A 24,892-nucleotide genomic window follows, 5' to 3' on the forward strand; every position below is an offset into this window, starting at 1 on the left:
GAGAGGTACTCGGTGCGAGATTGGAGGAAGTGATGGCACAGGGGACGTTTGTGCAGGCGCTCCGGAAAGAGGCGGCGCTGAGCGGCACCTTTATGAAGGGCCGCTCGCTCATGCTCAACGGCGCCGTGCTGTCGATCGAGGACAGCGGCTCGCGCTTCTCCAAAAACGTGACGGTTGAGGGTGCAGTGCGTGGCTCGCGCGGCGACCTGTACAAGACGCACGTGGCGCTCGACATGGACGAGCACGAGGTTATCGACTACGACTGCGATTGCCCCGCCGCCTTCCGCTATTCCGGCATGTGCAAGCACGCCATCGCCACGGCGCTGGCGTATCTGGATGCCAGTGGCGCCGAGCCCGTCGAGGGTTTGCGCACGCCGGTCCGCACGTTTACAGTACCGCCCGCACAGTCCAAGCAGCCCACGCGCCCCGCGCCCACCGCATCTGCGGTCAACCCCAACTTTCCCTTCCCGGCGCCCGTCCCCACGAGCCCGAGCCTTGTGGCGGCGCTTTCCGATCTTTCGGACGCGCGCATGGACGAGCTCGCGGTCATGCGTCGCAAGCTCGCCAGCACCATTGACCCCGATGCGCCCAAAGCGGTGCTGGAGCCCTCGCTGGTGCCGTACTACAATCCGCTGTTTGCCGATCGTTTTAACTGGGCGCTCGAGTTTCGCATTCGTAGCGGTTCGGTGTCCTACGTGGTTAAGGATATCGACGGCATGGCCGATGCCTATGTGCGCGGCGGTACGTTCTCCTATGGCAAGAAGCTTACGTTTGCCCATGTGCCCGAGGCTTTCGATGACGTGTCGACAAAGCTGCTCGACTTTATCGCAATGACGGTCGCCTACCTAGGCGATATTACGAGCTCGCGCTCGGCGTCGTATGACTTTGTCCGCAACGGTTTTGTCGCCGAGCGTCAGTTGCCGGTATCCGAGCATTCCATCGTGTCCGTGCTGGACCTGCTGCGCGGCAGGACCATGTCCTTTGAGCCTGCTTGGTCGCGGGGAACGACGACGCATCGCGCCTACGAGGTGGCAGTCGAGCCGTCGCCGCAGGGGGAGGGCGAAGTCCCGGCTAAGCGCCCGCCGCTCCTTGCCGCCAAGATTGCACCGGCGGCGGGAGGCAGCTACGACTTGCGCCTGCCGGCCGATACGTACTGCTTTGTCGCAGGCGACGCAGCCTATCTGGTCGATACGCGCCGCGCGCGCCGTACCGACACGGCGTTTGCCCAGCATGCGGCGCCGTTCCTATCGCACTTGTTGCCCTGCCGCATGCCGGTCCATATCGCCGCCGACCAGGTGGGCGAGTTCTGCCGCATGGCGCTGCCGATCTTGCGCGACTACACCGACCTGACCGCTCCCGCCGTACTTGACGCCGTGGCGCCCGAGCCGAGTTTTGCCATGGCGATTGGCGTCGACGATGGCCTTGTGACCTGCAAGATTACGGTGGCCTACGGCGATTGGTCGGCAGATCTCTTTAGTCTTGGTGCTCCGGGCAGTCCTTTCGAAGAGCAACGCCCCGGCGTTCCGCCCCGCGATACGCTGGCGGAGTTTCGCGTTATGGACACGGCTGCCCTGTACTTTGATTTCCGCGAGGGCGGCCTGGCGTTTGAGGAGCGCGATGACGAGAGCCTGTTCCACTTGCTGACCGAGGGCCTGTCTGCCCTGTCTGAGCTTGGAGAGGTCATGCTCAGCGACCGCCTGCGCCAGATTTCGGTCCGCCCTGCGCCCAAGCTCTCGGTGCGCGCCACCGTCAAGAGTAACTTGCTCGACGTCGAGCTGGGTGCGAGCGGGCTTTCGGCGGGCGACCTTGCCATCTATCTGGACTCGTATAAGCGCCACCAGACGTTCGCGCGCCTTACGTCCGGCGACATCGTTCGCCTGGATGAAGGTGCCCGCGCTGCGTTTGGCCTTGCCGAGGACCTGGGCGTCGATGCCGTCGACCTGCTCGACGGCGTGTCGCTTCCCGCGTCGAGTACCCTGTTCGTCGACAGCATGCTTGCGCGCACGCCCGCGCTCGAAGCCGATCGCGATGCCGCATTCCGTCGTACCGTCGAACGCCTGGATACGCTCGGCAAGATGGACTTTACGGTGCCGACATCTCTCAAGGCCACACTGCGCGGCTATCAGGTCGACGGCTACCAGTGGTTCGGCTCGCTCGAGCACCTGGGCCTCGGCGGTATCTTGGCCGACGATATGGGCCTGGGCAAAACGCTGCAGATGATCGCACATATCCTGGCGCGCGTGGAGGCGGGGGACACTAAGCCCACGCTCGTGGTGTGTCCTGCGTCGCTCGTGTATAACTGGACTGCCGAGCTGGAGCGTTTTGCCCCGTCGCTCGATGTGTGCGCCATCGTGGGCGCCAAGGCTCAACGCCGCGTGCAGATCGCCGGCGTGGCCGAGCATAACGTGGTTGTGACGTCGTATGACCTCATGCGCCGCGATATCGACGAGTATGCCGAGCAGGACTTTGCCCGCGTTGTGCTCGACGAGGCCCAGTACATTAAAAACCCGCTCACCCAGGTGGCCCGCGCCACCAAGCGCCTGCCGGCCGGTGTGCGCTTTGCCTTGACGGGCACGCCCATCGAAAATCGCCTGTCCGAGCTCTGGAGCATCTTCGACTTTTTGATGCCGGGCCTGCTTGGCACGCGCGAGTCGTTTGCCAAGCGCTTCGAAAGCCCGGTCGAGCATGCCGAGGGCGATAGCGCCGCTCGCCTGCGGGCGCTCGTGTCGCCGTTTGTGCTGCGCCGTGTTAAGGAAGACGTGGTGGCCGACCTGCCTGAGAAGATCGAGGACACCGTCATGGCACAGCTTACCGGCGAGCAACGCAAGCTCTACCTGGCCAACCAGGACCGCATCGCCCAGCAGGTGCAGCACCGCGAGGCTGGGGAGTTTAAGAAGGACAAGCTCAAGGTGCTCGCCGAGCTCACCAAGCTGCGCCAGATCTGCTGCGACCCGCGTCTACACTACGAGGATTACAAGGCGGGGAGCGCCAAGCTCGATACGTGCATGGAGCTCGTGCACGGCGCACTCGACGGCGGGCATCGCATCCTGTTGTTCAGCCAGTTTACGGGTATGCTCGATATCATCGGTAAGCGCTTGGCCAAGGAGGACATCGCCTTCCTTAAGCTCACGGGCGCTTCGTCTAAGGAGAGCCGCGCCAAGATGGTCGCGCAGTTCCAAGCGGGCGAGGTTCCGGTCTTTTTGATTTCGCTCAAGGCGGGCGGCGTGGGCCTTAACCTGACGGCGGCCGACGTGGTCATCCACTACGACCCGTGGTGGAACGTGGCGGCGCAGGACCAGGCGACCGACCGCGCGCACCGTATTGGCCAGCAACATACCGTGACCGTGTACAAGCTCATCGCCAAGGACACGATCGAGGAGCGCATTATGCAGATGCAGGAGTCCAAGCGCGACCTGGTCAACAGCGTGCTCGGCGGCGACGGCATCTCGTCGGCGCTGTTTACCCGCGAAGATGTTCTGGCGCTGCTGGGCGGCGACGGGCGCTAACCCGCTCGGGTGGGGCCGCCAGGGCGGATAGCGCACGCTGCCCCATCGTCCCCGCCCGTTATGTGTTCATTTGCAATGCCGTGGATGGTTTGTCTGCCTTTGGGCATAAGAACCGTCAAGAACATTGGCACGTCAGCAAAGGAGAACATCATGGCGAAATTCTTTAAGGACCCCGACGGTAAGCTCATTGCCGCCCTTGGCAACGACGTTGCAACCCCTGCCGGTTGCACGGAACTGACCGCAAACACTGAGGACGCGGCGCACGAGAAGCACGTGCCTGTTGTCGAGACCGAGCGCGACGGTCACGTGATTCGCGCACGCGTTGGCTCGGTCGAGCACCCCAGCCTGCCCGAGCACTATATTGAGTGGATCGCCCTTGAGGCCGAGGGCCGTCTGGAGGTCCATTACCTTGAGCCCGGCATGAAACCCGCAACGTTTTTCGCGGGCGGCTCCAAGACCGGTACCGTCTATGCTTACTGCAACCTGCACGGGCTGTGGTCCGCGACGTTCTAGGAGCGCGCCCCCGCTCGGGGTATCATAGCTAGCATATGCACATGCAAGCGCCGACTGCATTATGCGGCCGGCGCTTTTACTACGATTTCGATGGTTTACGACGGAAAGGGCTGAGCCATGAAGCTCGCGCTTGCACAGATCGATATGCGCCTGGGTGATATTGAGGGCATTTGCGGCCGCATCGAGGACCAGGCTCGTCTGGCCCACGAGCGCGGGGCGCGCGTGCTGTGCGTTCCGGCTCCGCTCTTTATGGGCGCCATGCCCGGTGGCCTGGTGGGCGCTGCCGACTTTGAGCACGACATGCTTGCCGGCTTGACTGGTGTCGCCGAGCGCATCCAGGAGCTTGACATGATCTGCATCGTGCCCGCGGCGGTTTCGTTTGAGGGCCAGCCGCTGCTCGACTACATGATGCTCAAGGACGGTCATGTGGTGCCGGCGCGTTCGAGCATTGCCTTGCAGCGTGGCGAGAACAACGACACGCGTTGGGCGCCGCCGGTGTTCGACGTGGACGGCGTGCGCATCACCGTGATTTTTGACTTGGACCGCGAGCTCGAGATGTTGCCGACCGGCGTCGACCTCATCGCGTATTTCCAATTCAACGCGTTTGACATGACCGACCGCGAGACTGCCGCCATTGCCGCCGTTCGCAGCGGCGCCTACCGCAAGATCGCATCCAAGCGCAGCGTGTGGTTTGCCTGCATGGCGCCGGTCGGCGCCTATGACGAGTCGGTGTATACCGGCGGATCGTTTGTGCTCGACGACTGCGGGCGCGTGGTGGCCCAGGCGCCGTGCTTTGAGGAGAGCCTGCTGGTTCAGGAGATTCAACGCGGCGTGATGCTCGATGCCCTGGAAGATCACGAACTGCCCGAGTTCCGTTCCGAGGAGTGGCTGTGGCAGGCGCTGGTGCTCGCCGTGCGCGACAACGCCCGAGCCCACGGTGCGTCGCGTGCTGTGGTGGCACTCGAGGGCGACTTGCCGTCGTCCCTGCTGGCGGCGCTGGCCGTCGACGCTCTGGGCCCGCGCAATGTGATTGGCCTGGTGCTGGGGCGCAACCGTATCTTTACGCCAGCGCAGGAAGAGACCGAGGCTGCCCGCTGTGCCGCCGCCCGCGCCATCGCCGAGCGTCTGCACATTCGCACCGTCGAGCGCGATGCACCGGATGCGGCGCGTGTGCTCGATCGCGGCGTGTCGGCGGGCGATGCCGAGCGTCTGCGCTCGCGCACGCTGGGCCTCATGCTGGAGGACACAGCGCTCGAGCTGGGTGCGATGGCGCTGAGCCCGCTGTCCAAAACCGAGTACGCGCTGGCGGCGCCGGCGCTTTGCGGCGGCTACCAGGGCGATTACGCGCCCTTTGGCGATGTGTACCTGTCGACGCTTGAGTTTGTGGCGCGTGTGCGCAACCGCACGTCTGCCGTGGTGCCCCAAGAGCTCGTGACGCTCAACGCGGTGGAAGACTGCATGGAGCGAGTGCTGGCGCAGGCGCTCTCGACGCTCGACGGTCCGGTCGATATGCTCGACCGCGCGGCACAGCTGCTCGGCGGGCTTGAGCCGGGTGAGGTCGATGGCGCGCTCGAGGCGCATGTGGACCGCAATCGATCTTTCGACGATATCCCGATGGCCGCTGGCAAGCCTGAGGCCTGCTCGCTGCTGCTGATGCTCGTTCGACAGGGTGAGGCTGCCCGCCGCATGTTGCCGACGGCACCGATCGTCTCGTCCCGCTCGTTTGCCGAGCGCTCTTGGCCGTACATGCTCGCGTGGTCCGACCTGGGGCTTAATGGCAAGGAGCGTATGTCGGTCGATTCGCTGGCGCGCGCCGAGGTGCGCCGTTTTGCTGACGAGGATACGAGCGAGCGCATGCGAAACGAGATGATGGGCGTGCTGGGCGAGCTACTGGGTATTTCGCCCGAGCAGATGGAGGAGCTGCGCTCTGAGGACGGTCAGCGTCGTTTGCACGAGGGAATGAAAAAGTTCGAGGGCGAGGTTCAGGACGCCATCGATAAGATGATGGGCGGTCAGGGCGGCTCGCAAGGTAGTCCCCAGGGTGGTCCGATGCCGCATCCGCCGGTGGATCCCCGTCAGTTTCCCTTTTTCTCGCAGAACTAACTATGGGATAGGGCCAAGGTTACGCGGTTTTACCAAACCGCGTAACGAGTCGACGCTGCGCGAGCCCCTGCCGGGCAATCTGCCGCTCAAACCGTCGCTTGCGTACAGAAGTACGCGGCGCTCCTCTTTCGCGACACCTTGCCACGGCAGGGACTCGCTCGCTGACTTATGCTCAACCTATGGTTCAACCTTGCTTGCTAGATACGGTCGCTGTTGTGTTATTCTAGAACAGACGTTCGTGAATGATGCGCGGGGCCTTGTCTTGTGCTGTGCTTGTGGCGAGGGGAGGTTGGCTTGGTTATCTTGGGCATTGACCCCGGTTTGGCCCATACGGGTTGGGGGATTATCGAGGAGCGGCGCGGCGAGGTTCGCTGCCGTGCCTACGGTTGTATCGAGACCAGCGCGGGCAGTCCGCTCGCGGTGCGCCTGTCGCATATCGCCCGCGACCTCAAGGGTGTCGTGGAGCGTTATCGACCCGATACCGCTGCTATCGAGAGCATTTACTTTGGTGCCAACGTTCGTTCGGCCATCCCCACGGCGCATGCCCGCGGTGCTGCGCTTGTGGCGCTTTCGGAGTGCGCGCTCGAGATTGGCGAGTACACGCCCATGCAGATCAAACAGGCTGTGGTGGGCACCGGCGCCGCGGACAAGCGGCAGGTCGCCTACATGGTACGCACGTTAACACAGCTCGACCACGACCCGCATCCCGACCATGCCGCCGATGCCCTGGCCTGCGCCATCTGCCACGTAAACCTCAGCCGCACCCGCGCCCTCACCGGTGGCGAGTTCTATCAACAGAGAGGAACCGGATACTGATGATTTCCCAGCTCCACGGAACGCTTGTCGAGTCCACGATGAGCTCTGCTGTCGTCGATGTGTCGGGCGTTGGCTTTGAGCTCGGCATCTCGGGCAGTACTGCGGCTACGTTGCCGACGCCCGGCGGCGAGGTCCGCCTCTACACGCGTATGCAGGTGCGCGAGGACGCCATGACACTTTTCGGTTTTTCCTCTAAGGATGAGCGCACGATGTTCGACCGGCTCGTGTCCGTTTCGGGCGTTGGCCCGCGCCTGGCGCTCGCCGTGCTTTCCACTTATACCGTGGGGCAGCTGTATTCGCTGGTGATGGCCGAGGACGACAAGGGCATGGCCAAGGTACCAGGTGTGGGCAAAAAGACAGCTCAGCGCCTGATCCTGGAACTCAAGAGCACCTTTGCCAAGGATAAGGGCTTTGTGCCGGTCGACGTGATTCCCGGCCAGGTTGCGATGCCCGTGCCCGCTGCCGCTCCCTCGGCCATCGATGACGCCCGTGCGGCGCTCCTGTCCATGGGCTTTAGCCCGCAGGAGACCGATGTTGCCCTGAGCGGGTATGACGGGCAGAATATGCGTGTCGAGGATCTGCTCGGCGCGGCGCTTAAGCGACTCGGAATGGATGCGTGATGTGGGAAGCCGATGACTCTCAGGACCTGTGGGCGACGCCCGGCAACTCGCCGGCGGCATCCATGGCGCACGGCGAGCGCATGGTGGGCTCGGAGCTAACGCCCGAAGACCTCGATGTCGACCGTACCCTGCGCCCTCAGCGCCTGGACGACTACTGCGGTCAGGAACATATCAAGCAGAGCCTTCGAGTGCTGATCGAGGCGGCGCAGAGCCGTGGCGAGACGCTCGACCACGTGATCTTCTCGGGCCCTCCGGGCCTGGGCAAGACCACGCTGGCCACCGTTATCGCCAACGAGCTGGGCGCTCAGATCAAGACCACGAGTGGCCCTGCCATCGCGCGCACGGGCGACCTAGCGGCCATCCTTACTAACTTGCAGCCGGGTGATGTGCTGTTTATCGATGAGATCCACCGCCTCAACCGTTCGGTCGAGGAGGTCCTGTACCCCGCGATGGAGGACTTTGCCCTCGATATCGTGATTGGCAAGGGTCCGGCGGCGCGCTCGATTCGCCTGGATATCCCCAAGTTTACGCTGGTGGCGGCAACGACCCGCTCAGGCATGTTGACCGGCCCGTTGCGCGACCGCTTTGGCATTTCATATCGCCTGGATTACTACACGGTCGAGGAGCTCGCGCAGATTGTGACGCGCTCGGCGACTATCCTGGGCGTGACGATCGACCATCCCAGTGCACTCGAGATCGGCTCGCGTTCGCGCGGCACGCCACGTCTTGCCAACCGCCTGCTCAAGCGCGTGCGCGATTACGCACAGGTGCGCGGCAACGGCCCCATCGAGCTCGATATCTGCCGCCAGGCGCTCGAGTTCTTCGAGATCGACGAGCTCGGTTTGGACTGGATGGATATTCGCATTTTGGAGACGCTCGCTAAGACGTTCTCCGGTCGTGCCGTGGGACTTACGACCCTTGCCAGCGCGGTGGGCGAGGACCCTGGCACGCTCGAGGATGTCTATGAGCCGTATCTGCTGCAGTGCGGGTTGATGATTCGTACGCCGCAGGGCCGTCAGGCGACCCTTCGCACCTTTGAGCACTTGGGTATTGAACCTACCGTTTAGGGCGCTTTGTTTTGGCTAGTCTGTAGGCTATCGCTGAGCATTGGATAAACATATCGCCATTCATCGGTTACGGGTGTTTTACTATTGCGCGCCCGTGCTATGCTGAATTGGTCTTTTTCTCATTCGGTAACGAAAGGACCGCCCATGCCTACTGACATCGAAATCGCACGTTCCGTCACGCCGCTGCCCATTACCGAGGTGGCTAAGAACGCCGGCGTCGACGTAAAGCACCTGATTCCGTACGGCTTCGACAAGGCTAAGGTTGACTATTCACTGCTCAACGAGCCGACCGATCACCAGGCCAAGCTCGTCCTCGTGACCGCTATCAACCCAACGCCTGCGGGCGAGGGCAAGACCACCACGACCATCGGTCTGGCCGACGGCCTGCGCCGTCGCGGTGTTAAGAGCGCCGTGGCCCTGCGCGAGCCTTCGCTCGGCCCCGTCTTTGGCGTTAAGGGCGGTGCTGCCGGCGGCGGCTGGGCTCAGGTCATCCCCATGGAGGATATCAACCTGCACTTTACCGGTGACTTCCATGCCATCGGTGCTGCCAACAACCTGCTGGCCGCCATGCTCGACAACCACATCCAGCAGGGCAATCAGCTCGGTATTGACGTTAAGCGCATCACCTGGAAGCGCGTCGTCGATATGAACGACCGTCAGCTGCGCCACGTCATCGACGGCATTGGCGGTAAGGCCCAGGGCGTGCCGCGCGAGGACGGCTTTGATATCACCGTCGCCTCCGAGGTCATGGCAATCCTGTGCCTGTCTACGAGCATTAACGACCTCAAGGAGCGCCTGGGCGAGATCGTCGTCGGCTACAGCTTTGCCGGCGAGCCTGTCCGTGCCCGCGACCTTAAGGCCCAGGGTGCCATGGCCGCGTTGCTTAAGGACGCGCTCAAGCCCAACCTGGTGCAAACGCTCGAGGGCACGCCCGCGTTTGTCCACGGCGGCCCCTTCGCCAACATCGCCCACGGCTGCAACTCTATCATGGCCACGCGTATGGCGATGCGCTTTGGCGATGTTGCCATTACCGAGGCCGGCTTCGGTGCCGATCTGGGTGCCGAGAAGTTCCTCGACATCAAGTGCCGTATGACGGGCGTTCGCCCCAGCGCCGTCGTGGTCGTCGCGACCGCTCGTGCGCTGAAGTACAACGGTGGCGTCGCCAAGGCCGACCTCAACGAGGAGAACCTCGAGGCACTCAAGGCCGGCATGCCCAACCTGCTGCGTCACGTCGACAACATCCAGAACGTTTATGGTCTGCCCTGCGTGGTCGCCATCAACCGCTTCCCGACGGACACCGAGGCCGAGCTTGCGCTCATCGAGTCCGAGTGCCAGAAGCTCGGCGTCAACGTTAAGCTTTCCGAGGTCTGGGCCAAGGGCGGCGAGGGCGCGCTCGAGCTTGCCGATGAGGTCATGCGTCTGATTGAGCAGCCGAGCGAGCTCAAGTTTGCCTATGAGGACGGCGCCGATGTGGCCGACGCTCTTGAGGCCATTGCCACCAAGGTCTACCGCGCCGACGGCGTTGACTTTACGCCGGCCGCCAAGCGCCAGCTCGCCGAGCTGCGCGAGAACGGCTTTGGCAACCTGCCGGTGTGCGTGGCCAAGACGCAGTACAGCTTTAGCGACAACGCCAAGGCCCTGGGCGCTCCCGAGAACTTCCGCATCACGGTGCGCGAGCTCAAGGTTTCCGCCGGTGCCCACTTTGTGGTCGCACTGACTGGCAGTGTTCTGACCATGCCGGGCCTGCCCAAGGTTCCCGCGGCCGAGAACATCGACGTCGACAACGACGGCAACATCACCGGCCTGTTCTAAGCCTGTTGCCCCTAGCTGCCTGCCCGCCCCGCCGTGCCCCCAAGGCCCGGCGGGGCTTTTTTATCCTTAGGCCCGCGCATGTCTTGTAGATACCGACGGGCTCTGCCCATCATAGGCTTTTGCGCGGGTAGAATGCATGGATAACTTGAGGCTCACGCGCGACGGAAAGGAATCGTTGCATGGATCAGGACAAGACAACCGTGATGGGCGGCTACGGTTCCGCGCAGGCTGGCGATAGCGCCGATGCGACCCGCGTTGTTCCCAACCCCGGCTATACCGACCCCGCCGCGACGCAGCCTTCTGCCGAGCCCACCCGGGTTATGGGCTATGGCGACACGGCGCAGGATTCTTACGCTGCATCTTCGCAAGGCCCCTATGGCAACGCAGCTCCGGACCCGTTTGATTACGCGCCGCAGGATTCTTATGCCGCCTCGACGCCGAATCCCTATGATGACCTGCCGCATAATCCCATTCCGCAGCCTCAGCAGACGACGTATATGCCTCGCACGGCGCAGTCTCGCTACGAGTCGCGCGAGCCGTATCGCGAGTACCCCAAGTCGATTCCGCAATATGGCGAGGACGAGGAGAAGAAGCCGTCGCGTTCGTCGAGCGTGATCAAGAAAATCCTCATCGTGCTGGCGATCTTCTTTGCGCTGTCGGTTGTGTTTGCCATTGTGTCGGGCATGCTCAACAAGCGAGGGAGTTCAACGGCCGATACCGCTGCCGAGCAAACTGAGACTACCCAGTCCGGCACCGTCGATCTGAGCGATATCCCGGGGCAGTACTGGTCCAACGCCAAGAAGATCCTCAAGTCGCGCGGCGCCGATCTTTCGAATGCCGTGGTCCTGACTGATGATGGCTCAACGCCCGTCGTCGATGCCAACTGGGTCGTTACTTCTGCCTACTATAACGACAACGGCAACCTCGAAATTCAACTCACGCACAAGAACAGCTCGGGCAACTCGTCCGACGGCCAAAGCGGTACCGACAGCTCGAGCTCCAATACGCTGGAGGACTTGAGCAACAAGGCACAGGAGTTGGGAGACAAGGCCCAAGAGCTGGGCGACACGGCCCAGAACCTGGGCGACACCGCTCAGAACCTGGGTGATATGGCGACGGATGCCTGGAACGCGCTGCAAAACGGCATCTCGGGCGTGCAGGGAAACTAGCTGGTAAGTGGGCTACAGCTGCTCTGCTGGACGGTCGGGCGAGCTAAAGCCCGAATCAAACGTGACGACGCATGAGACGTTGGGCCGGCGCTCGTGCACGATGCGCGTGACGAGCTCCAGCAGCTCCTCGTCGGATATGTCAAAGCCGTCGGGACGCACCAGGTCAAACGAAACGAACCCGTCGTGCTCGTGCAGGTCGTGGATGGAGAGCGCGGGATCGATCTGCATGACGCCGCGCTTGACCCAGCCGCGCAAGTCATCGCCGGTTGTCGCGATGGGGTCGCAGTGCAGCGTGATACCAATGCCCATCTGGCGCTTGATGTCGTGCTCGATGGTGTCCAGAATCTCGTGGTGCTCAAACGCGTCGCCCTCGCCGGGCATCTCCACGTGGGCGCTGGCAAACTGACGACCAGGGCCGTAGTCGTGCACCATCAGGTCGTGTGTGCCCAAGACCTGCGGATAGGACATGATTTTGTCGCGGATTGCCTGGACGAGCTTGGGGTCGGGCGCTTGCCCCAACAGCGGGCTGATGGCGTCGCGCACTAGGCCCATGCCACTGATGCAGATAAAGATGCCCACACCCAGGCCTGCCCAGCCATCGAGGTCAAAGCCGGTCGTCTGCGAAATAAGCGCCGCCACCAAGACCGAGCCCGAGGTAATGACGTCGTTTTTGGAGTCCTGCGCTGTGGCGATGAGCGTCTCCGAGTCGATGCGGTCGCCCAGCGTGCGGTTGAATGCGGCCATCCAGAGCTTAACGAGCATGGACAAGACGAGGGCGGCTAAGGAGAGCACCGAATATGCAGTGGGGGAAGGCTTGATGATCTTAGCGACCGACTCGAGGATCAGGTTGATGCCGACGGCGCAAACCAGGACGGCGACGAATAGGCCGGCTAGGTACTCATAGCGACCGTGGCCATAGGGGTGGCCTTCGTCTGCCGGGCGGCTGGCAAGGCGGAACCCGAGCAGGCTCACGATGTTGCTCGAGGCATCGGAGAGGTTGTTGAAAGCGTCGGCGATGAGGGAGACGGAACCGGCGAGCAGGCCCGCGATGCCCTTGGCTAGGCACAGGGTGATGTTGAGGCTAATGCAGATGAGGCTTGCGGCAAAGCCCGCGTTGGTGCGGCAAGATGCATCGACCGGCTCGCCCTCGCTGCCGGGAACAAGCGTATGTACCAGCCGATTTACAAATAGCATAGCGGTCGTCCTCACAATCATGTTTAAGGGGATAGTGTAGCTCGCGCGGGGGCGCCGTGCATCGATGCTCAGAAAATGCAGCAATAGTCTGCCGATGCTAACGAGCGAGCCTTCTCGTCTGCCTGGGTGGTCCATTTTGGGCCACATGGGTATGGGCATGTGCCTGCTTGCTCGACATACTTAATGTCGACAGCCCCTGTGCAAAGGAGGACGTTTCCATGGACGAGATGTTTGCCATTAAATGTCAAAACTGCGGCGGCCCTATGTACTCGCACCAGGCTAAGCGCAGCTTTGAGTGCGCCTATTGCGGCACGGTGGTTCCGTGGCGGGCGGACGCCGGAGAGCCCAAGAGCGCTTTGGGTATTCGCCATACGCCGTTGACGGTGGTGGATGGACTGCTCAAACTCACGCATGTGTCGCAACTCGAGCGCCCGCAGGACCCGGACTGGTATTTCTTCAATGCGCACTGGCGCAATCAGTCGGTCCTGGAACATCTGCTGTGGGAGGATCGCGGCACGGCGCAGGAGTTCCAAGAGGCCACGCATGTGAGCATTCCTTGCCCCTTCTGCGGAGCGTCCTTTGAGGGCGAGTCAACGCAGCGTGTGTTTGAGTGCCCGTCCTGCGGCAATAAGATCGGCATTGCGGACCTGCTCAAGCCGGGGACGTTTAGCAAGCGCCTGACCATGGGCGTTGGTGCGGAGTATGTGCCCGAGCAGGGTATTCCCTGCGAAATCTCGCCGCAGCAGGCACGTGCCAACGCGCTGCAGCTGGTGCGCCAGTATCCGGATGCCTTTGCCGGGCACGACGTGGAAGACGCGATCCAAAACGACATGATGCTCTTCTATTTCCCCATGGCGCTGGCGGACTTGCGCATGATGGCGAGCTTCCCGGGCAAGGGCCTGAGCAAGGAGGCCTTGGTGTACTACGAGGTGCTCGACTGGGCATACCCCAGGGCAAACTACCTGGACGTTCGCCTCATGGGCATTTTGGAGCCGTGGGACTTTGCCAAGGTCGGTCCGTTCGATCCCGCCATGCAGGAAGGTGACTTTCGCGTTGTCTCAGTCGATGCGTCTACCAAGGACCAGGTGGTCATTGATAAGTTGGCGCTCGACGTTGCGGGCAACGACGCCGAGGCTGTACTGGGGCTCAATAAAAAGAGCATTCGCATGTGGGCGCGCAAGGCCCGCAAACATAAGGACGGCCTGGTGATGGTGCCGGTCTACTTTGTCGATCGTCCGGCGACAGACGGCCGCGATGGCGAGCAGGTGCGCATTGCCGTAAACGGCCAGACGGGCCGCGCGGCCGCGGTGGTGTTTAGCGACAAGCGCGAAACGCATATCGTGGCGTCGCTCAGCCCGAGCCTGCATCTGTCCGGCGAGAGCACCGTGCACGCCACGCCCGTCGAGGTCAAATACGTTAAATCGCCCTTCCTGTACCAGATCGTGCGCCGTGGAGGCGGCGAGCAACCGCGCCAGGTTGCAGCCGCCGTCGAGGGTTCCTACCGAGAGGAGAAGCCCAAACGCCGCGGTCTGCTGGGTGCGCTATTTGGGAAGTAGGGGAGTAGCACCGGTTGTTGCCGTAAGGTGATGGCCGGGGGTGCGGGGCAGCTCTCAGGAGTGCGGGCTGCCGTCTGATTGTTTGAGGGTGCCAGATGTAAATAAACAGTGGAGCGGCTGCAAAAGAGCCTCCTCACTGGGTAAAATCAGGTTGTGCCGCGGAACCCGCTCCTCAGCTAGTCACACTTCGGAAGCGCGGGCAACGCAGGTATTATCGTCTAAAGGGCCGGCTGCAACCGGCCCTTTTCTGTGGCAGCCAATGGACCCACATCAGACGAAGGCCGCGTCTTTGCCTGTCAGGTCACGCTCGCCAGCCACGGCTAGAATGTCGTTGCCGGCGTCCATGACCGGTATTGTTTCGTAGCGTGCGTCGCAACCGCGAGTGCGCCTGCGACGGCTGCGGTGGCTTCGGTCGCAACGTGCTGCTACCCTTGCGTTTCGCCATTAGTCGCTTCGTTGATGGCGCGGTACTCGGCGCTTAGTTCGCGCGCCAGCTCTTCCTTGCTTGGAAGATACGGCAGGTATTTGGCGGCAAACACTTGGTCGTTGTCTTCGGGCAGCGTGTACTCGACAATCGAATCGCTTTTGTCCGCGCAGAGCACGATGCCTATGGGCGGATTGTCGCCTTCGTTCATGAGCTCGCGCGTGTAGTAGTTCACATACATTTGCATCTGGCCCAGGTCCTGATGCGTAAGGTCGTCCGTCTTAAGGTCGATGAGCACGAAGCAGCGCATCAGATAGTTGTAAAAAACAAGGTCAATATAGAAATGGCGCCCATCAAAGGTGATGCGCTTTTGGCGCGCCTCGAAAGCGAAACCACGGCCAAGCTCCAGCAGGAACTTCTGAAGATGCGTGATGAGCGCCTGCTCTAGATCGCTCTCGCGAAACGCAGTATCGTCCGAGAAACCTAAAAACTCCAGTACATATGGGTCGCGGATGATATCCTCGGGGCGACGAGCCGGGGCGCTCTTTTGGATTTCCTGGGTGACGGCCTCCTTGTCCTTGCTGGCAAGTAGGCGCTCGCGGAACATGGTGTTGATCTGGCGTTCGAGCTGACGCGTGCTCCAACGAGAATCGGCGCATTCGTTCATGTACCAGGTGCGAGCATCAGGGTCGGAAATGCGCATCAACCTGCGGTAATGAGTCCAGCTCAATTCGCTACGCAGTGCGTCGCGAATTGGAAACGCAAGAAAGAACTGACGCATATTGCGAAGGTTTGCGATGCCAAAGCCTCTTCTGAAATCCGCGGTAAGCCTTCTGGAGAGGCCTGCAATCAATGCCTCTCCATATGCTGCGCGCTCCTCTCCGCCCTGTTCATCTACAATACTCTTGCCGATCTCCCAATATGCCTCAACCATCGCAAAGTTAACGGCGGTATAGGCCTTGTCGCGAGCGGCGTTGAGAATCGAGGAGACCTGCTTGTAAAAACCTTCGGTCACGATTGCCGATTCTCCACGGTTTACCAGTTCGCCCATCACTGTCGCCCCACTTTCCTCTTGTGGAATGCATCTTTATCGCATTTAGTTTAAAGCCTCGCGCGGACACGAATTGCTTTGCTGTCTGGCACCTTCGCATGGGAGCCTTGCGGTGACTAAAATGTGGCCATAGAGACAGTTTTAGCGAACCCCACGGGAGTGACGCGTATGGACAACAACACGCTGCTGTTCCAGGACAAAGGTTCGGGTAGGTTTAAAGACGTCAAGATCTACCCTAACCGCATCGAGGTGCTCAAGAAGGGCACTTTTGGTGGCAAGCACACCGAGATTGTTTATCTTAAGGACATTACGGGGGTCAGCAGGATCAAGGGCCGCGACGTTTTCCTACGCAACAGGCTGTTGACTGCCTGTGTCTTTAGTCTGAGCAGCCGCTCCCAAGCTCAGGAGTTCGTGAATGCGCTGAACATGGTGATGTAGCCGATAACGGTGTTCGGGCTAAGGTAAAAATCGGGGCGCAGAACGGTATTCTGCGCCCCCCAATTGAGTCGATGTGTCTAAAAGGCGGGCTTGCCTATTCGCTGTCGTCCCCAACGTTTTCGCGGTCATTGGCAAGCATCGCCGCGCCGGCGACCGTTGTCGCCATGGCGGCAGCGGCGAGCCCGGCGGCAACGCCAGAGCCGTCGCCCGTGTTGGCGAGCTTTCCGCCCGAGCTCTTGCCCTGGCCTCTCTTGTTGCTCTTGCCGTTCTTGTCGGCGCCGCCTGCGTTGGAACCCGTGTCGCTGCCGGTGCCGCCCGCACTGCCCGAGGCCGCTACGGTAAAGCTTGCGGCTCCGTCGCTGGCGAGCGTGTAGTTCTGCGCCGCGTCGCCCAAGAGACCGTTCACGCGCACCCAGTACGTTCCTGCGGCAAATGTTTCGCCCTCGGCCATTGCCGTGCCCGGAGCGCCGTCCGCGTCGTGCACAAACTCGAGCTGGGCCGTGCAGGCATCGGTTTCGAGCTTGCCCTCGAGTGATGCCGCAATCTTGGCGCGCACGTCTTCGCCGGCCTTAAGGCCTTCGAGTCCCTCAAAATGGGGCGTCAGCGCGCGTGGATCGATATCGATGGGCACAGAGCCCTGCAGCCCCGTAACGGTCTCGTTGCCCAGGGCGTCGACATCCACGTATTCAATGGCAAACGCATGGCCCGAAGCTGTCGCGTTGAGCGCGTTGCTGCTGTCAGCAAGGCGGAAATGACCCTCGCCAACGGTCTTGCCATCCTGGAATGAGGCATCGCTCAGCGAGTCGCCGTACGTCATGCGCATGCGGGTCGGGAGATAGTACGGGAGATAGTACGAAGCCGTCTGCTTGTGCTCCGTATCGTAATTGCGCTGGTAGATGCTCCGGGCCAGCGCCGCATCAACAAAGTCGGATGCGATGATGCCAATGTGCTTGAGGTAATCTGACTTTGTATCCTCGGTGCCGCTGGGGTTGATGTACGGGCTCTTATACAGATGCTCGTTGACTACTCGTGCCGAGGTAAAAGGATTGCCTCCGTGCGACAAGCCCGTGCAGCTGGTGTAGTTGATAGACCAGCAGCGCTCCAGGACTTGCTCCTTGGCCCCGTTGTCGTCCTCGACATCTACCTCGTTGCGCGTGCGCCCGGTCGTTTCCTTCAGCGCATTATCGACCCAGCTGAGCTTGTCGGTTCCCGTGAGTTTGTACTTGTCCTGGGCGTATACCTTGGTGCAATAGGGCTCTTTGTCGCCTGTTTCCCCCGCGGCTTCAAAGCCCCGCGCGTCTTGGACGAGACACATAGTGGCGCTGTCGGAGTGAGCCTTGATCTTGTCATCCCATTCGGTAAGGTCGAGGCCCCACGTGTGGCCGCTTACACTGTTGCCGGCGAGCCTAAATCGACGCAGCAGAACGATCTTTCCGCGCACCTCGTGTAGCGCGGGGATTCGGCTCGACGTATAGAACAGTTTGGGGTTGTCGTCCAAAACCTTGGCGAAAGCCGTCGTAACACTTTCGTCGGTAGCCTCGTCGTTGCCTCGTGATACAAGCATGACGAGCGCTTCTGTCGGGTTTTCGTTCAAAAACGTTTTGAAGTAGCCTATGACATCGGAAAGATGCATAAAGTACGCGTCTTTTTTGAGCAGGTAGTAATCCCCGTGGTCGATACCGGGGTCGTCGCCCTTTCCGAGCCGGATATCAAAATAGCGAATGCCTTCGAGCAGCTGCGTGGGAATGTAATCCTGCTGGCATTTTACTTGCGAGGATTGGGGCTCAGTGTCGTTGTCCACGCTGCAGGTGCCCGAATCGTGCGTACCCGGGATGCTCAGCTCGTCGAGGAACTTGTTGTCGTCGACGTATTTCATCCAACATGGCCCATCGACGTAGCTGCTGTACGTGATCCAGTCGAGGCTGCTAACCGTGGCATCGTTCTTTTTCATGTCGTAACCGATAAGTTCGAGCTCCCACGGAATGCTCTTACTCTTATGGCAGATCTTATTGTTGTCCTGGTCTTCGCCGTTCGATTCTATTGCCAGGTACTTAATGTCTTTTTTCTCGGTTTCTTTCTCGACCGTGCGGTCTCGGATGATATAGGTTCCGTTTGATTGACGCTCGAACGCAAAAGCGCGGCTGGGCTTGTTGTCATACTCGCCGCCCCATACGTGGATGACCTTTCCATCTTTGTCAGAGTCGTCGTCGACCGACCAAATGCTGTAGCCCGTCTTTTTATGCTCTTCGAAATTGAGCAAGGTGCGGATAGCATACCAGTTTGTATCGTCATTCTTGGTCGTTACGTTCTCAAGGATGAGCTTGCTGGACGTGCCGTCATTAAACAGATGGCAGACGTTGCCGATGACGTTGCCGTCTTCGTTAACGCTTGCGGTACGAAAATAGCCCGCGGGGCGAAGGCGAATGACGAAATTGTCGAGGCTGACCGACGCTGTGGCAGCGTCGTCTGCAAATGCCGCTCGTGGGCCAATGCCCAATGCCGCGGTTTCGGGCAGGCTTGCAAGTGGCGACAACGCCGCGAGTCCAAGGCCCAACGTAAATGCTCGGCGGCTGATGGCGTGGTGTTCGGTCATAACTTCTCCATTCGTAGAGTGCGGTTATGCGATAGTTTTGGTCACTATACTGCTCAGATGTTTAAAGATGCTGGTTTAATTGTCTGCGCGGCGCAATAAATCGGCGGGCGGACGTGTTGGGGTGCTTGTCGTTTTCGTACTGTTGCTACATTTGGAGCGGTTCCGGCGTCCGGCATCCTCGCGTTCGTTGGCTACCGGCATAAGAAAGGGAGGGTCGGTTTACCGGCCCTCCCTGGGTACGAAGCGCTGGGGTACCGTCGCTTGTTTGCACTGCGCCCGTGTTTCCCGCTGCGCTCGCCAGTTACTTAGCGCTTGATCTCGATATCGTCGAGCTTGACGTCCATGGCCTCGGTCTTGGCCTCGGCGATGTCGTCGGCAAATTCCAGAGACTTCATCATGGTCTCGACGGCGTCCTTGTGCTCCTCGACGTTGTCGATGCGCACATACACGCTGCCACCGTCAACGTCGGTGAAGTACTCGGTCGTCACGCCGCCCGAGTGTGTAAAGTAGGCGTTGCGCCAGGTCTTGCCGTTGTACTTGACGGGGTCATTCTCGGTCCACTCAAAGCTGGCATTCCACTTTGCCTCGTAGTCGAACAGTTCATCGGCGTTCTTGTCAGAGTCGAAGACGGGGATGAAGCGATCGCTGGCGTGCTCGCTCTCGGTGAACTTAAACTGGGCCCTATCGGCCGTGTCGCCGGCAACGTCGGTGATCTCGACGTCCTCGGGGACCTCGACCTTAAACCAAATGAAGTCGGTCCTCATGTCCACGGCTGGCTTTTCTGCTCCGCCGCCACCTCCACTGCCGGTAGCGCCGCCGCTGCCACCGCAGCCCACCAGGGCAACCGCGGCAAAGAGACTGATGCAGAGGGTGAGAATCGCAAAGGCCTTCTTTTTCATGGTCGTGTCCTCCTCGATCTGTAACCGCCCATGGATTACCTGCCTTTACTGTACGCGTGGACGGCTCGCTAGGGTGGGCCATGTGTCCCATTCTGGGGGCTGGAATTGCGCCGACAAGTGGCAATATGTGCGGTCGCAAAAGAGGGGAGGGCCGATGCTGTCGGCCCTCCCCGGGTTGGGCGCCCGTTGTTTTAATGGGGCGCATGTGCGCGGGTGCGCGTAGGCGCGTGCGGGTGTCCCGTTACTTGATCTCGATGCTCGAAATCTCGACTTCGCGTGCCTCGGAAACTGCCTCTTCCATGTCATCGGGGAACTCGATGGAGTTGAGGAGTGCCTCGGCTTCTTTCTTGTGCTGGTCGAAGTTCGAGATGAGGACGTAGACGCTTCCCGGCTCAACATCGGTAAAAAGCATGGTTGAGATGCCGCTGTTGTCCTCGTATGTTCCGACGAGCCACGTCCTGCCGTTATACTCGACGGACCCGCCATCCTTCCACTGGAACGTATCCCCCTTCTTTTCCGCCTGGTCGGCGTGGGATTCCTCGGCCGTCAGCGCTTTTTTCCAAACGGGGATAAAGCGATCGGCCGAGGCGTTCTCGTCTTCGGGGAAGGTGAGCTGGACCCTGTCGGCATTCTTGCCGGCAGAGTCGCTTACGCCGACGCCCTCGGGCATCTCGACCTTAAACCAGATGCAGTCGGTCTTCTTGGCGACGGGGGCCTTTTCCTTGCTCTCGCTCTTGGGGGCGCTGCCGCCGCCCGATGCGCTCCCGCCGCAGCCCACAAGGGCGAGCGCGGCAAAGAGGGCGATGCAAAGGGAAAGGATTGATAGGGTCTTTTTCATCATGGTGGCGTCCTCCTTGTCTGCTGATGACATCACGGCGCCGCATGCTGTTGGGGTACTGATTGCGCTGGCGGCGGATGTCTCTGTGTACTGTGCGACTTATGCCTCCGTTCATCGCTTGTGGCCGTTGCGCGGCCGTTCCCCAACGGGTTCCTTACTGGCCGTTCCCCAACGGGTTCCTTACTTATAGATATGCCCCAGCTTGTGCTGCTTGGGAGTCTCGAAAGGTGGGCCATGTGTCCCATGTTTGCGTTGGCATGGCCTATCGTGTGCCATAGAAATCCGCGATGGCCAGGTGCGCTGACGCTCGCGTACTTATGGGCTAGACTTAGCACCATTACGTGATCGATGCGGTCGGCCGGCGTCGGCCGCCCGACCGATATATATGACTTGAAGGTGCGTGTGCGTATGAGCCAAGAGATGATGGATAAAACCTGTCGCGGTTTTGCCGAGGCGCTGGCCGCGCGCGAGCCAGTTCCCGGTGGTGGCAGCGCGAGCGCTTTTGTGGGCGCGCTGGGCGCCTCGCTGTGCGGAATGGTTGCCCGCTACGGTGCGACCAATCCCGCGCTTGCTGATCGTGCGGATGACCTGACGCGTGCGTTTGCCCAGGCAGACGAGTTGGCGCAGGAGCTTGTGGGTCTGGTCGCCGAGGACGTTCGTGCGTACGGCCAGGTGTCCGCTGCGTACGGTATTCCGCGTGAGGACCCGGCCCGACCGGCTGCGATTCAGGATGCGCTGCATGTGGCCGCTATGCCGCCGTATCGCATTATGGATGCCTGCGGGCGCGCACTGGCGCTGCTCGAGGACATGGCCGACAAGGGTTCGCGTCAGCTGCTGTCCGATGTGGCGTGCGGCGCCGTATTCTGCCGCGCCGCCATGCAGGGCGCGAGCTTGACGCTCTTTGCGAACACCACGTCTATGAAGGATCGTGCACGCGCCGAGGAGCTCGAGACGGCGTGTGATGAGTTGCTCGACACATGGTTGCCGCGCGCCGATGCGCTGGCGCGCCGCGCCTCCGACGCTGCAAGAAAGAGGGGATAGCCATGGCTGAGCTACTGAAGGGTGCTCCCGTCGCCCGCGCTTTGACTGAGGAGCTCGCTGCCCGCTGCGCTGCGCTGCGCGAACGCGGTGTTGTTCCGACGCTTGCTATCGTGCGTGTGGGTGAACGCGAGGACGACCTATCCTACGAGCGCGGCGCCCTTAAACGCTGCGAAAAGGTTGGCATCGAGGCGCGTCGCGTGTTGCTTCCTGCCGGTGTTTCGCAAGACGAGCTGTTGACGGCCATCGAGGACATCAATGCCGACTCGGCTGTTCATGGCTGTCTGATGTTTCGCCCGCTGCCCGCCGGCCTTGACGAGAACGCCGTCGCCGCAGCGCTCGATCCCTCCAAGGACGTTGACTCCATGACGCCGGCTTCGCTGCTCACCACGCTTTCGGGGCGCGGCGAGGGTTTTGCCCCCTGCACAGCTGAAGCCGTGCTTGCTTTGCTGGATCATTACGGCGTTGAGCTGGACGGCGCCAAAGTTGCCGTGGTCGGACGCTCACTGGTAATTGGCCGCCCCGTTGCCGCCATGCTTACGGCGCGCAACGCAACCGTGACGACGTGCCATACGCATACGCGCGATCTTGCCGCCGAGTGCTGTGCTGCCGACATTGTGGTTGCCGCCGTTGGACGCGCGCGCACGATTGGCGCAGATGCGGTCCGCGAGGACCAGGCGATTATCGATGTTGGCATTAATTGGGACGAAGCCGCTGGCAAGCTGGTCGGCGACGTCGATTTTGATGCCGCGGAGCCGGTTGTTGGCGCAATCACCCCCGTGCCGGGTGGCGTGGGCGCCGTGACGACAGCAATTCTCGCCAAGCACGTGATCGAGGCGGCTGAGCGCGCGGTAAAATAGGCGTTTGGAGGCTGTTTAGGGGGTTGGTTAGATACCCCGTGGTCAAAAAATGCCAAATATGAGTACTGTTGCCAAGTTAGTCACATATGTTTGAGATCATTTTGGCTCTTTAGCGATAAGTAATATCGTTAAAGAGCCAATTTTATTGGACGTATGGGGAATTACTAGACTCAGTTTTTGGACAGGTGAGGATTCCCGGCGCCCGGAACAGTGCAATTTGCTGCCACTAAATTTGTGACAGTACTCATATTTGGCATTTTTTGACCACGGGGGCTGCCGAGGCCGTGGTTTCGCCCTTTTTGCGTCGAAGCGATACACTGTTGCCGTTTGATTTCTTCGCTCAAGGAGGATGCGCATGCCGTGCACAACGATTTTGGTTGGTAAGAACGCGAGCTACGACGGGTCGACGCTTGTCGCGCGTAACGAGGACTCGTCCAACGGGGTGTTTGAGCCCAAGCGCATGCGCGTAGTGCATCCCGACGAGCAGCCGCGCGTCTACACGAGCGTCCTGAGTCACCTGACCGTTGAACTGCCCGATAACCCCATGCGCTACACGAGCGTCCCCGATGTTGTCCCGGGCCACGGCATTTGGGCCGAGGCGGGCTTCAACGAGCTCAATGTTGGCATGTCCGCAACCGAGACGCTCACCACCAACGAGCGCGTTCGCGGCGCCGATCCGCTCGTGGACTACGTGCCCGCCAAGGGCAACGAGGGTGAGGACGGCTATGTGCCGGCGCAGCCCGGTGGCCTGGGCGAGGAGGACATGGTGACCCTGGTGCTGCCGTATGCCAAGTCCGCCCGCGACGGCGTGCGTATCTTGGGCGACCTGCTCGAGCGCTACGGCACTTACGAGAACAACGGCATCGCCTTTAGCGACGTGGACGAGATCTGGTGGCTCGAGACCATCGGCGGTCACCACTGGATCGCCAAGCGCGTGCCTGACGACGCCTATGTGACCATGCCCAACCAGCTGGGCATCGACAGCTTTGACCTGGATGACGCCGAGGGCGCCCAGGCCGACCATATGTGCTCCGCCGACCTGCGCGTCTGGATGGCCGAGTGGCATCTGGACCTGACGCTGGGCGTCGAGAGCGACGGCCCGGCTGCCGTCTTTAACCCGCGCGAGGCCTTTGGCTCGCACAGCGACAGCGACCATGTCTACAACACGCCGCGCGCCTGGTACATGCAGCGCTGCCTCAACCCCAGCGACGTGTGGGATGGCCCCGACGCCGACTACACGCCCGAGAGCGACGATATCCCCTGGAGCCGCGTGCCCGAGCGCAAGGTGACCATCGAGGACATCAAGTACGTGCTCTCGAGCCACTACCAGGGCACGGAGTACGACTGCTACGGCAGCAAGGGCACGCCCGCTACGCGTGGTGCCTATCGCCCCATCGGCATCAACCGCAACAGCCAGCTTGCCGTGTTGCAGCTGCGCCCCTATGCGCAGCCGGCCTACCGCGCCGTGCAGTGGATGGCCTTTGGTTCCAACTCGTTTAACGCGCTGGTTCCGCTGTACGCCAACGTCGAGACTATGCCCGAGTACTATGCCGACACGCAGGCTCGCGTGACGTCCGAAAACTTCTACTGGGCCAACCGCCTGATCGGCGCGCTGGCTGACGTCCGCTTCCATGAGTGCGGCCGCGCGGTCGAGGATTATCAGGAGAAGATCGGTGGCATGGGCCACAAGCAGATCCATGACGTCGACGCTGCCGTAGCCGCTCTGCCCGAGGTCGAGGTGCCTGCCGAGCTTGCACGTGCCAACGAGGCCTTTGCCGAGCGTGTTCGCGTGGAGACCGATGCCCTGCTGGGCGAGGTGCTTTACACCACGAGCTGCGCCATGAAGAACTCTTTCGCGATGAATGACAACGTGAGGTAGGGATTTCCCGTCGATCGAATAGCGCTAAAACGCTTTGTCGCTTTCGCTCAATCTTGGGTACAAGAACGCCAATGCAGTTGTTTGTGATTGGAGATAACCATGGTTATGAAACTCGATCAGCTTGTTAACGGCGCCATTAACGTGGGCTTTGGCGCTGCCGCCGTTGCTGTCGAAGGCGGCAAGAAGGTCCTCGACGACCTTAACACCAAGGGCGAGCAGGTCCGCAAGGACACCGCCACCCCCGATATCGCCCGCAGTGTGTCCGACATGTTCGAGCAGGCCGGCGGTACCATCTCCGATCTGACCGAGCGCTTGGGCATGCAGGGCGAGACCGCGGCCCAGCGCGTGCTTGACGAGCTCATCCTTGCCCGGGTCCGCGTCATGACCGCCCCCGAGCGCACGGCCTTCCTGGCCCATGTGCGCGACATCGTCGATTCGGTCGAGGACAACGTGACCTCGGTGCCCGTCGAGTCCGTTGAGCCCGACGATGCGAAGGATACCGAAGAGGCCGAGTAG

19 protein-coding genes are annotated in these 24,892 nt (G+C 61.3%); 14 read left to right on the forward strand and 5 right to left on the reverse strand.

What is annotated here, in order from left to right; all coding sequences use genetic code 11:
* Nucleotides 1-32: 32 nt before the first annotated feature.
* The 8 genes from ACESWY_RS04885 to ACESWY_RS04920 all read left to right on the forward strand — a co-directional run bounded on the left by ACESWY_RS04885 (nucleotide 33) and on the right by ACESWY_RS04920 (nucleotide 11,606).
* Nucleotides 33-3,506: a DEAD/DEAH box helicase gene (locus ACESWY_RS04885; protein ID WP_373093110.1), complete on the forward strand. Its 3,474-nt coding sequence runs from the start codon at nucleotides 33-35 to the stop codon at nucleotides 3,504-3,506.
* A gap of 150 nt (nucleotides 3,507-3,656) precedes the next feature.
* The gene (locus ACESWY_RS04890) at nucleotides 3,657-4,019 is read left to right on the forward strand and encodes a desulfoferrodoxin family protein (RefSeq protein WP_089572163.1); all 363 of its coding nucleotides are present in this window, start codon (nucleotides 3,657-3,659) and stop codon (nucleotides 4,017-4,019) included.
* A gap of 117 nt (nucleotides 4,020-4,136) precedes the next feature.
* Complete coding sequence (locus ACESWY_RS04895; RefSeq protein ID WP_373093109.1) at nucleotides 4,137-6,122, forward strand: NAD(+) synthetase; 1,986 nt, start codon at nucleotides 4,137-4,139, stop codon at nucleotides 6,120-6,122.
* Between the two features lie 294 nt (nucleotides 6,123-6,416).
* Nucleotides 6,417-6,938, forward strand: a complete 522-nt coding sequence (gene ruvC / locus ACESWY_RS04900) for a crossover junction endodeoxyribonuclease RuvC (RefSeq protein ID WP_035137351.1) — start codon at nucleotides 6,417-6,419, stop codon at nucleotides 6,936-6,938.
* Nucleotides 6,938-7,558, forward strand: a complete 621-nt coding sequence (gene ruvA, locus ACESWY_RS04905) for a Holliday junction branch migration protein RuvA (protein ID WP_099431955.1) — start codon at nucleotides 6,938-6,940, stop codon at nucleotides 7,556-7,558. Before ruvC ends, ruvA begins: the two co-directional genes overlap by 1 nt.
* Entirely contained in the window at nucleotides 7,558-8,625 is a 1,068-nt protein-coding gene (gene ruvB, locus ACESWY_RS04910) for a Holliday junction branch migration DNA helicase RuvB (protein ID WP_117735946.1), read from the forward strand. Before ruvA ends, ruvB begins: the two co-directional genes overlap by 1 nt.
* A gap of 144 nt (nucleotides 8,626-8,769) precedes the next feature.
* The gene (locus ACESWY_RS04915; protein WP_089572156.1) at nucleotides 8,770-10,437 is read left to right on the forward strand and encodes a formate--tetrahydrofolate ligase; all 1,668 of its coding nucleotides are present in this window, start codon (nucleotides 8,770-8,772) and stop codon (nucleotides 10,435-10,437) included.
* A gap of 179 nt (nucleotides 10,438-10,616) precedes the next feature.
* The gene (locus tag ACESWY_RS04920; RefSeq protein WP_373093108.1) at nucleotides 10,617-11,606 is read left to right on the forward strand and encodes a hypothetical protein; all 990 of its coding nucleotides are present in this window, start codon (nucleotides 10,617-10,619) and stop codon (nucleotides 11,604-11,606) included.
* A 12-nt stretch (nucleotides 11,607-11,618) separates the two neighbouring features.
* Here ACESWY_RS04920 and ACESWY_RS04925 read toward each other — a convergent pair whose 3' ends face one another.
* Nucleotides 11,619-12,800 (reverse strand): cation diffusion facilitator family transporter, encoded by a 1,182-nt coding sequence (locus tag ACESWY_RS04925; protein ID WP_373093107.1) that lies wholly within the window; start codon nucleotides 12,798-12,800, stop codon nucleotides 11,619-11,621.
* A gap of 218 nt (nucleotides 12,801-13,018) precedes the next feature.
* Here ACESWY_RS04925 and ACESWY_RS04930 point away from each other — a divergent pair, with 218 nt between their 5' ends.
* On the forward strand, nucleotides 13,019-14,356 hold the full coding sequence (locus tag ACESWY_RS04930; RefSeq protein ID WP_373093106.1) for a TFIIB-type zinc ribbon-containing protein: 1,338 nt from the start codon (nucleotides 13,019-13,021) through the stop codon (nucleotides 14,354-14,356).
* Nucleotides 14,357-14,781: 425 nt separating this feature from the next.
* Here ACESWY_RS04930 and ACESWY_RS04935 read toward each other — a convergent pair whose 3' ends face one another.
* Nucleotides 14,782-15,831, reverse strand: a complete 1,050-nt coding sequence (locus ACESWY_RS04935; RefSeq protein ID WP_373093105.1) for a PDDEXK nuclease domain-containing protein — start codon at nucleotides 15,829-15,831, stop codon at nucleotides 14,782-14,784.
* Between the two features lie 168 nt (nucleotides 15,832-15,999).
* On the opposite strand from ACESWY_RS04935, the gene ACESWY_RS04940 reads away from it, so the two are divergent.
* Complete coding sequence (locus ACESWY_RS04940) at nucleotides 16,000-16,269, forward strand: hypothetical protein (protein WP_138340451.1); 270 nt, start codon at nucleotides 16,000-16,002, stop codon at nucleotides 16,267-16,269.
* A 94-nt stretch (nucleotides 16,270-16,363) separates the two neighbouring features.
* On the opposite strand, the gene ACESWY_RS04945 is transcribed toward ACESWY_RS04940, so the two are convergent.
* The 3 genes from ACESWY_RS04945 to ACESWY_RS04955 all read right to left on the reverse strand — a co-directional run bounded on the left by ACESWY_RS04945 (nucleotide 16,364) and on the right by ACESWY_RS04955 (nucleotide 20,602).
* Complete coding sequence (locus ACESWY_RS04945; RefSeq protein WP_373093104.1) at nucleotides 16,364-18,862, reverse strand: phosphatidylinositol-specific phospholipase C; 2,499 nt, start codon at nucleotides 18,860-18,862, stop codon at nucleotides 16,364-16,366.
* 305 nt (nucleotides 18,863-19,167) lie between these two features.
* Complete coding sequence (locus ACESWY_RS04950; RefSeq protein ID WP_373093103.1) at nucleotides 19,168-19,761, reverse strand: hypothetical protein; 594 nt, start codon at nucleotides 19,759-19,761, stop codon at nucleotides 19,168-19,170.
* Nucleotides 19,762-20,002: 241 nt separating this feature from the next.
* A complete protein-coding gene (locus ACESWY_RS04955) occupies nucleotides 20,003-20,602 on the reverse strand; it encodes a hypothetical protein (RefSeq protein ID WP_373093102.1) in 600 nt (199 codons plus the stop codon).
* A 405-nt stretch (nucleotides 20,603-21,007) separates the two neighbouring features.
* Between ACESWY_RS04955 and ACESWY_RS04960 the strand changes: the two genes are divergently transcribed.
* The 4 genes from ACESWY_RS04960 (at nucleotide 21,008) to ACESWY_RS04975 (ending at nucleotide 24,892) form a co-directional block, all read left to right on the forward strand.
* Entirely contained in the window at nucleotides 21,008-21,640 is a 633-nt protein-coding gene (locus ACESWY_RS04960; protein ID WP_161159940.1) for a cyclodeaminase/cyclohydrolase family protein, read from the forward strand.
* Nucleotides 21,641-21,642: 2 nt separating this feature from the next.
* The gene (locus ACESWY_RS04965) at nucleotides 21,643-22,497 is read left to right on the forward strand and encodes a bifunctional 5,10-methylenetetrahydrofolate dehydrogenase/5,10-methenyltetrahydrofolate cyclohydrolase (RefSeq protein WP_368135086.1); all 855 of its coding nucleotides are present in this window, start codon (nucleotides 21,643-21,645) and stop codon (nucleotides 22,495-22,497) included.
* 355 nt (nucleotides 22,498-22,852) lie between these two features.
* Entirely contained in the window at nucleotides 22,853-24,376 is a 1,524-nt protein-coding gene (locus tag ACESWY_RS04970; protein ID WP_373093101.1) for a C69 family dipeptidase, read from the forward strand.
* Between the two features lie 99 nt (nucleotides 24,377-24,475).
* Nucleotides 24,476-24,892, forward strand: coding sequence for a hypothetical protein (locus ACESWY_RS04975; RefSeq protein WP_117583986.1), 417 nt, complete (start codon nucleotides 24,476-24,478; stop codon nucleotides 24,890-24,892).

Source organism: Collinsella aerofaciens ATCC 25986, assembly GCF_964237925.1.
GTDB lineage: Bacteria > Actinomycetota > Coriobacteriia > Coriobacteriales > Coriobacteriaceae > Collinsella > Collinsella aerofaciens_BJ.

Excerpts from the sequence above, each read along its gene's own strand:
- ACESWY_RS04950 (WP_373093103.1), bottom strand. The coding sequence starts at position 19,761 with ATGAAAAAGAAGGCCTTTGCGATTCTCACCCTCTGCATCAGTCTCTTT.
- ACESWY_RS04885 (WP_373093110.1), top strand. The coding sequence starts at position 33 with ATGGCACAGGGGACGTTTGTGCAGGCGCTCCGGAAAGAGGCGGCGCTG.
- ACESWY_RS04925 (WP_373093107.1), bottom strand. The coding sequence starts at position 12,800 with ATGCTATTTGTAAATCGGCTGGTACATACGCTTGTTCCCGGCAGCGAG.
- ACESWY_RS04920 (WP_373093108.1), top strand. The coding sequence starts at position 10,617 with ATGGATCAGGACAAGACAACCGTGATGGGCGGCTACGGTTCCGCGCAG.
- ruvA (WP_099431955.1), top strand. The coding sequence starts at position 6,938 with ATGATTTCCCAGCTCCACGGAACGCTTGTCGAGTCCACGATGAGCTCT.
- ACESWY_RS04955 (WP_373093102.1), bottom strand. The coding sequence starts at position 20,602 with ATGATGAAAAAGACCCTATCAATCCTTTCCCTTTGCATCGCCCTCTTT.
- ACESWY_RS04975 (WP_117583986.1), top strand. The coding sequence starts at position 24,476 with ATGGTTATGAAACTCGATCAGCTTGTTAACGGCGCCATTAACGTGGGC.
- ruvB (WP_117735946.1), top strand. The coding sequence starts at position 7,558 with ATGTGGGAAGCCGATGACTCTCAGGACCTGTGGGCGACGCCCGGCAAC.
- ACESWY_RS04935 (WP_373093105.1), bottom strand. The coding sequence starts at position 15,831 with ATGGGCGAACTGGTAAACCGTGGAGAATCGGCAATCGTGACCGAAGGT.
- ACESWY_RS04915 (WP_089572156.1), top strand. The coding sequence starts at position 8,770 with ATGCCTACTGACATCGAAATCGCACGTTCCGTCACGCCGCTGCCCATT.
- ACESWY_RS04970 (WP_373093101.1), top strand. The coding sequence starts at position 22,853 with ATGCCGTGCACAACGATTTTGGTTGGTAAGAACGCGAGCTACGACGGG.
- ACESWY_RS04940 (WP_138340451.1), top strand. The coding sequence starts at position 16,000 with ATGGACAACAACACGCTGCTGTTCCAGGACAAAGGTTCGGGTAGGTTT.
- ACESWY_RS04895 (WP_373093109.1), top strand. The coding sequence starts at position 4,137 with ATGAAGCTCGCGCTTGCACAGATCGATATGCGCCTGGGTGATATTGAG.
- ACESWY_RS04890 (WP_089572163.1), top strand. The coding sequence starts at position 3,657 with ATGGCGAAATTCTTTAAGGACCCCGACGGTAAGCTCATTGCCGCCCTT.
- ACESWY_RS04965 (WP_368135086.1), top strand. The coding sequence starts at position 21,643 with ATGGCTGAGCTACTGAAGGGTGCTCCCGTCGCCCGCGCTTTGACTGAG.
- ACESWY_RS04930 (WP_373093106.1), top strand. The coding sequence starts at position 13,019 with ATGGACGAGATGTTTGCCATTAAATGTCAAAACTGCGGCGGCCCTATG.
- ACESWY_RS04945 (WP_373093104.1), bottom strand. The coding sequence starts at position 18,862 with ATGACCGAACACCACGCCATCAGCCGCCGAGCATTTACGTTGGGCCTT.
- ACESWY_RS04960 (WP_161159940.1), top strand. The coding sequence starts at position 21,008 with ATGAGCCAAGAGATGATGGATAAAACCTGTCGCGGTTTTGCCGAGGCG.